At 44.5% G+C, this 5,359-nt stretch carries 7 protein-coding genes; 6 read left to right on the top strand and 1 reads right to left on the bottom strand.

From position 1 onward, the window contains the following. Positions 1 to 298 precede the first annotated feature (298 nt). Entirely contained in the window at positions 299 to 628 is a 330-nt protein-coding gene (locus tag PX484_RS16200; protein WP_002738864.1) for an NAD(P)H-quinone oxidoreductase subunit M, read from the bottom strand. A 238-nt stretch (positions 629 to 866) separates the two neighbouring features. Here PX484_RS16200 and rpsO point away from each other — a divergent pair, with 238 nt between their 5' ends. The 6 genes from rpsO to PX484_RS16170 all read left to right on the top strand — a co-directional run. Next, a complete protein-coding gene (gene rpsO, locus PX484_RS16195; protein ID WP_002738807.1) occupies positions 867 to 1,136 on the top strand; it encodes a 30S ribosomal protein S15 in 270 nt (89 codons plus the stop codon). A 24-nt stretch (positions 1,137 to 1,160) separates the two neighbouring features. Then, a complete protein-coding gene (locus tag PX484_RS16190) occupies positions 1,161 to 1,625 on the top strand; it encodes a PAM68 family protein (RefSeq protein ID WP_002804136.1) in 465 nt (154 codons plus the stop codon). 58 nt (positions 1,626 to 1,683) lie between these two features. After that, positions 1,684 to 2,739, top strand: a complete 1,056-nt coding sequence (gene aroF / locus PX484_RS16185) for a 3-deoxy-7-phosphoheptulonate synthase (protein WP_287767520.1) — start codon at positions 1,684 to 1,686, stop codon at positions 2,737 to 2,739. A 64-nt stretch (positions 2,740 to 2,803) separates the two neighbouring features. Further along, complete coding sequence (locus PX484_RS16180) at positions 2,804 to 3,457, top strand: Uma2 family endonuclease (protein WP_287664752.1); 654 nt, start codon at positions 2,804 to 2,806, stop codon at positions 3,455 to 3,457. Positions 3,458 to 3,464: 7 nt separating this feature from the next. Next, positions 3,465 to 4,121, top strand: coding sequence for a Uma2 family endonuclease (locus PX484_RS16175; RefSeq protein WP_287767518.1), 657 nt, complete (start codon positions 3,465 to 3,467; stop codon positions 4,119 to 4,121). Positions 4,122 to 4,494: 373 nt separating this feature from the next. Next, positions 4,495 to 5,359 (top strand): TIR domain-containing protein (locus PX484_RS16170; RefSeq protein ID WP_288104752.1); only part of this gene is annotated, 865 nt, incomplete at its 3' end.

Below are 5,359 nucleotides of genomic sequence, written 5' to 3'. Positions count from 1 at the left end.
TTAAATATTGGAAGAAAGGTAGTCGGAGAGGCCGCCTTTAGCGGGAATCCGATAGAGAGGTTCGTAGTTAACCCAGTACGGGTCAAAGCGTACAAAGCTAATTCTAGATGCAATATTTGCGTACAGAATTAGTAACTATTAGTACGGCTCAAATTTTACGCGAATACATTAAGCGACTACCAAAACCAAAAGAGTAACAGGCAATTCTTCGCTCACCCCAAGGAGTGAAACTCCTCATTGCCGCGGTGGAACTTCCCCACCCCCCTAGGTCTCCGGGTGGGGACTGACGCGGAATCGTTCACCCTAATTTCGGTAAACCCATACTATAGTTCTGTACTCTGGCGTTGAGATTATAGCTAATTTCGCCTTTTTGCAGGAGAGAACGGATAAAATGTTCTAGATCTGAACCGATGCGACGGAGATTATATTCGCTCAATTCTTCCCCATTGTAGGATTCTACCAATTCATCAAACTTACTATAAACCTTATTGAGAGCCACTTCTTCCCAATTAAATTCATTATCGGGATCCACATCAAGAGTCAAGACATTGTTACTCTCGATTAATTGATTATTTTTTACTTCAGCCGTATAAATGCGAATATGACGGGTCGTAGATTTTAACAGCATGGAATCTTTAGGGTAAGTTAGACGCTATGTCTAAGATTTTGCCATGATTCGCGGCAATGGGGAATTGGGAATTATAAATTATAAATTATGAATTATGAAGTGGGGAGTGGCAAGTGGCAAGTGGGGAGCGGGGAGAATAAATAAGAATAATCTCCTGTCTCCCGAACAATGTTTACGGATCGACCAGAAACGTGATACTATGATAGATTGCAGTGTTTAAGCAGAGATCACGAGTCCTATGGCCTTAACCCAGACCAAAAAACAAGAACTAATCAGCCAATACCAGGCCCACGAAACCGATACAGGATCATCGGAGTTACAAGTAGCTTTCTTAACCGAGAGAATCAACCAACTGACCGAACACCTGAAAGCTAACCCGAAAGACCACGCTTCCCGTCGGGGATTACTCCAGATGATCGGTCGTCGTCGGGGACTGTTAACCTATATCCAGAAGAAAGATCAACAACGTTATCAAACCCTGATTGGTCGTCTCGGAATTCGCCGTTAAGCTTACCCCCTTTGCATCCCTACCATGGCCCCTGAATCGAAATCGACGGAGAAAAAAGAGCGTCTTCCCTTTGAGCCGCGCCAAAATAAGCGAAAAACCCCGAAAATTGCCCCTAGTCCCGTACCACCGCCGATAAAAAATCGCTCCGAGGAAACCAGCTTAAAGGCAATTCCCCAAGTGGTCAGTCAACGGATGGCCAAACGCATGGCGGTATTTTGTGGCCTGCCGACGGCACTGGGGATAACTTCCTTTTTTGGCTTCTACTGGATTATTAGCCACGATCTTCTCGAAATCCCTTCCTACGTCGCTATGCTCGTCAGTTTAAGCCTGTTTGGTCTAGGTTTTATCGGTCTGAGTTATGGCATCTTCTCCGCTTCTTGGGATGAGGATCGGGTGGGGGATTGGCTAGGATGGCAAGAATTTCAAGCTAATTTTGGCAGAACGATCGCTGCTTGGCGGTCCGGCAAAAAAGAAGTGGAAGAAAAATAGACAACCGCTAGAAATCGTCAACAATAGAGATTAAAGGAAAAAATAAAGGGTTAATGCCATGATTATTGTCATGAAAGTTGGTTCCCCGGAAATTGAAATCGAGCGCGTCAGTGCCGAATTCGAGGCATGGGGATTAAGTCCTGAAAAAATCGTCGGTAAGCATAAAGTTGTCATCGGTTTAGTCGGAGAAACCAGGGAATTAGACCCCCTACAAATCCAAGAACTAAGCCCTTGGATCGAAACCGTCCTGCGAGTCGAACAACCCTTCAAACGTGCCTCTTTAGAATACCGTCACGGGGAATACAGCGAGGTTTTAGTCCCCACTCCTAACGGTGTTATCCCCATCGGCAGAAATCATACCGTTAGCATTGTCGCCGGCCCCTGTTCGGTGGAAAATGAGGCGATGATCGTGGAAACTGCCAAACGAGTGGCGGCAGCCGGAGCGCAATTCCTCCGGGGTGGTGCCTACAAACCCCGCACTTCTCCATACGCTTTCCAAGGTCACGGGGAAAGCGCTTTGGAATTACTAGCGGCGGCTAGAGATGCCAGTGGTTTGGGTATTATTACGGAAGTAATGGACGCGGCGGATCTCGATAAGATTGTCGAAATAGCCGACGTGGTGCAGGTGGGGGCCCGCAATATGCAGAATTTTTCCCTCCTGAAAAAAGTTGGGGCGCAACCGAAACCAGTCCTACTCAAGCGCGGCATGGCGGCCACTATTGAAGATTGGTTGATGGCGGCAGAATATATCCTCGCGGCAGGAAATAGCAATGTCATTCTCTGCGAACGCGGTATCCGCACCTTTGACAGTAAATATACTCGCAATACCCTAGATTTATCCTGTATTCCCGTTTTAAGAACTTTAACTCACCTGCCGATCATGATCGATCCTAGCCACGGTACGGGTAAATGGGAATATGTACCGACCATGGCCATGGCTTCCCTGGCAGCTGGGGCCGATTCCTTGATGATCGAGGTGCATCCTAACCCGGCCAAGGCCCTATCTGATGGGCCGCAATCCTTGACTCCCGACCGGTTCGACCAGTTAACTCAGGAGTTAGCGGTCATTGGTAAGACGATCGGGCGTTGGCCCCAGGTTCCAGCACTGGTTTAATAAGATAATAAGGGGGTGAATCAACCCCCTTTTTTGGGCATAAATTTCGCTTTTCGGGGCAGTTATGGTGACAGTTCCTCTGGAGTTAAATACTGAGCAAATTAGGGGCGAAAAACGGGTAGTTTTTAATCATCTCAGTTGGTTATCCTATCGGCAAATTTTACAAGCCCTAGGGGAAAATAATCGCGCCCATTTATTTTATGATCGTGGCACTTTAGAGATTACTATGCCCCTAGAAGAACACGAGTTTTACCGAGAATTAATTGGACGTTTTATCTATTTTTTGGTGTCCGAATTGGGTTTAAAAATTAAAAGTCTGGGTTCCACAACTCTAGCTAGGGAAGATTTAGAACGAGGAGCAGAACCGGATAATGCTTACTATATTCAAAATCAAGCTAAAGTGCTAGGAAAAAGAATTAATTTAACTGAAGATCCGCCCCCAGATTTAGTGGTGGAAGTGGATATAACCCACACGGATATTAATAAATTAGCACTTTATGCCCGTTTGGGAGTGCCGGAATTATGGCGTTTTAATGGAGAAATCTGGCGCATTTATCGGTTAGAAAAGGGGGTTTATCAGGAAGAAGAATTTAGTCCGACTTTTCCCCTAGTTCCCAAAACTAAACTCTATGAATTTTTAGCCACTGCTCAAGAGGATGAAGTTAAAGCAGAAAAGAATTTAAGAGCATGGGTTGTCAGTCAACTAGCTGAGAGTTGAGGTAATTATGGTGACAGTTCCTCTGGAGTTAAATACTGAGCAAATTAGGGGCGAAAAACGGGTAGTTTTTAATCATCTCAGTTGGTTATCCTATCAGCAAATTTTACAGGCCGTAGGGGAAAATAATCGCGCCCATTTATTTTATGATCGTGGTACTTTAGAGATTACTATGACCCTAGAAGAACACGAGTTTTACCGAGAATTAATCGGATTATTTATTCGGATTTTGGTGGTAGAATTGGGTTTAAAAATTAAAAGTATGGGTTCCACAACTCTAGCTAGGGAAGATTTAGAGCGAGGAGCAGAACCTGACAATGCCTACTATATTCAAAATCAAGCTAAAGTGCTAGGAAAAAGAATTAATTTAACTGAAGATCCGCCCCCAGATTTAGTGGTGGAAGTGGATATAACCCATACGGATATTAATAAATTAGCACTTTATGCCCGTTTGGGAGTGCCGGAATTATGGCGTTTTAATGGACAAATCTGGCGCATTTATCGGTTAAAAAAGGAGGTTTATCAGGAAGAAGAATTTAGTCCCACTTTTCCCCTAGTTCCCAAAACTAAACTCTATGAATTTCTAGCCACTGCTAAAGAGGATGAAGTGAGGGCAGAAAAGAATTTAAGAGCATGGGTTGTTAGTCAACTAGCTAAAAATAATTAACTAGGGTTTGCTGAAAAAGTTTGTTGGTGGAGCCGGTCGTTAGGAGACAGGAGACAGGAGAATTAAGAATGAGTAATAATCAATTAAATGGTTTATTTAGGGTTGGCTGAATAAATGTGAAATGTAGGCAAGGTAAGGGTTTTGTGGCTCTTCTCTTGAAACAGGTGCCAGATTTTGAGAGAATCGTCCTTCAAAACCTTGCGTCTTCATCGGCCCGCGTCCTGTAGGGGCGAAGCATTCGGGCAATAACCTATCGGTGAAACTGGAGATTTTCTATCCGAATGCTTCGCCCGTACTTTTTCAGCAAGCCCTATTTAGAGATTTTCTGCCAGTTAATCTGGCTCTCCCCTACTTGTGGTCATAAGAAAAAGTTATGAAAAAGTCAGAGATCCAAATTTTCCTAGCTCACGCTAGTGAGGACAAACCAGCAGTTTTGGCACTGTATGACCGCCTTAAGCAAGCGGGATATAAACCTTGGTTGGATAAAAAAGACCTGATTCCGGGCCAAAACTGGCGAGATGAAATTCCGAAAGCGATTAAAGCTAGTCAGATTTTTCTCGCCTGTCTGTCAGCGAAATCGGCTAATAAACAGGGATACATCCAACGGGAGTTGAGGATTGCACTTGATACCTTGGGAGAGATGCCACAGGGGACAATTTTTTTTATTCCCATGAGGTTAGAAGAATGCGAAATTCCTGATCTGCGACTTGCAGAAGTTAGCTTGAAGCTGCGAGATATTCACCGGCTTGATTATTGGGAAGAAGACGGATTTGAGCAACTAGAAAGAGCAATTACCTATCAATTCAATCCTGAACCAGAAGAACCAAAACAACCGGTAATCGTCACGCCACCGTTATCAGTATTTAACTTTGAGATCGTGCGAGTAAATGCGAAGGGTGAGCAAATCAAAAAAGAGTCGAAGCAGTCCCAATATTTCAGCGAAGATTTGGGCAACGGCATCACCTTAGAAATGGTCGCCATCCCGGGGGGAACATTCCTGATGGGAACGGAAGATGAGGAAATCGAAAAACTGGTTAAAAAATTTAATTGGGAAGGATTTGGAGGGGAAAGACCACAACATGAAGTAACTGTCCCATCCTTCTTTATGGGTAAATACCCCATCACCCAGGCCCAGTGGAAAGCGATCGCCTCTCGCACGGATTTAAAAGTTAAACAAGACCTTGATTTCAAGCCAGCCTATTTTAAAGACCGTCCCGATAGCGATCGCCGTCCCGTGG

This window comes from Microcystis sp. M49636_WE2 (assembly GCF_030065375.1).
Lineage (GTDB): Bacteria > Cyanobacteriota > Cyanobacteriia > Cyanobacteriales > Microcystaceae > Microcystis > Microcystis aeruginosa_C.
The sequence above is the reverse complement of the archived record's forward strand: the minus strand, read 5'-3'. Positions and strand labels throughout refer to the sequence as shown.

What these genes read in the sequence shown, in the direction of transcription:
- aroF (WP_287767520.1), top strand. Translation starts at nt 1,684, where the DNA reads ATGATTATTGTCATGAAAGTTGGTTCCCCGGAAATTGAAATCGAGCGC.
- PX484_RS16200 (WP_002738864.1), bottom strand. Translation starts at nt 628, where the DNA reads ATGCTGTTAAAATCTACGACCCGTCATATTCGCATTTATACGGCTGAA.
- PX484_RS16180 (WP_287664752.1), top strand. Translation starts at nt 2,804, where the DNA reads ATGGTGACAGTTCCTCTGGAGTTAAATACTGAGCAAATTAGGGGCGAA.
- rpsO (WP_002738807.1), top strand. Translation starts at nt 867, where the DNA reads ATGGCCTTAACCCAGACCAAAAAACAAGAACTAATCAGCCAATACCAG.
- PX484_RS16190 (WP_002804136.1), top strand. Translation starts at nt 1,161, where the DNA reads ATGGCCCCTGAATCGAAATCGACGGAGAAAAAAGAGCGTCTTCCCTTT.
- PX484_RS16175 (WP_287767518.1), top strand. Translation starts at nt 3,465, where the DNA reads ATGGTGACAGTTCCTCTGGAGTTAAATACTGAGCAAATTAGGGGCGAA.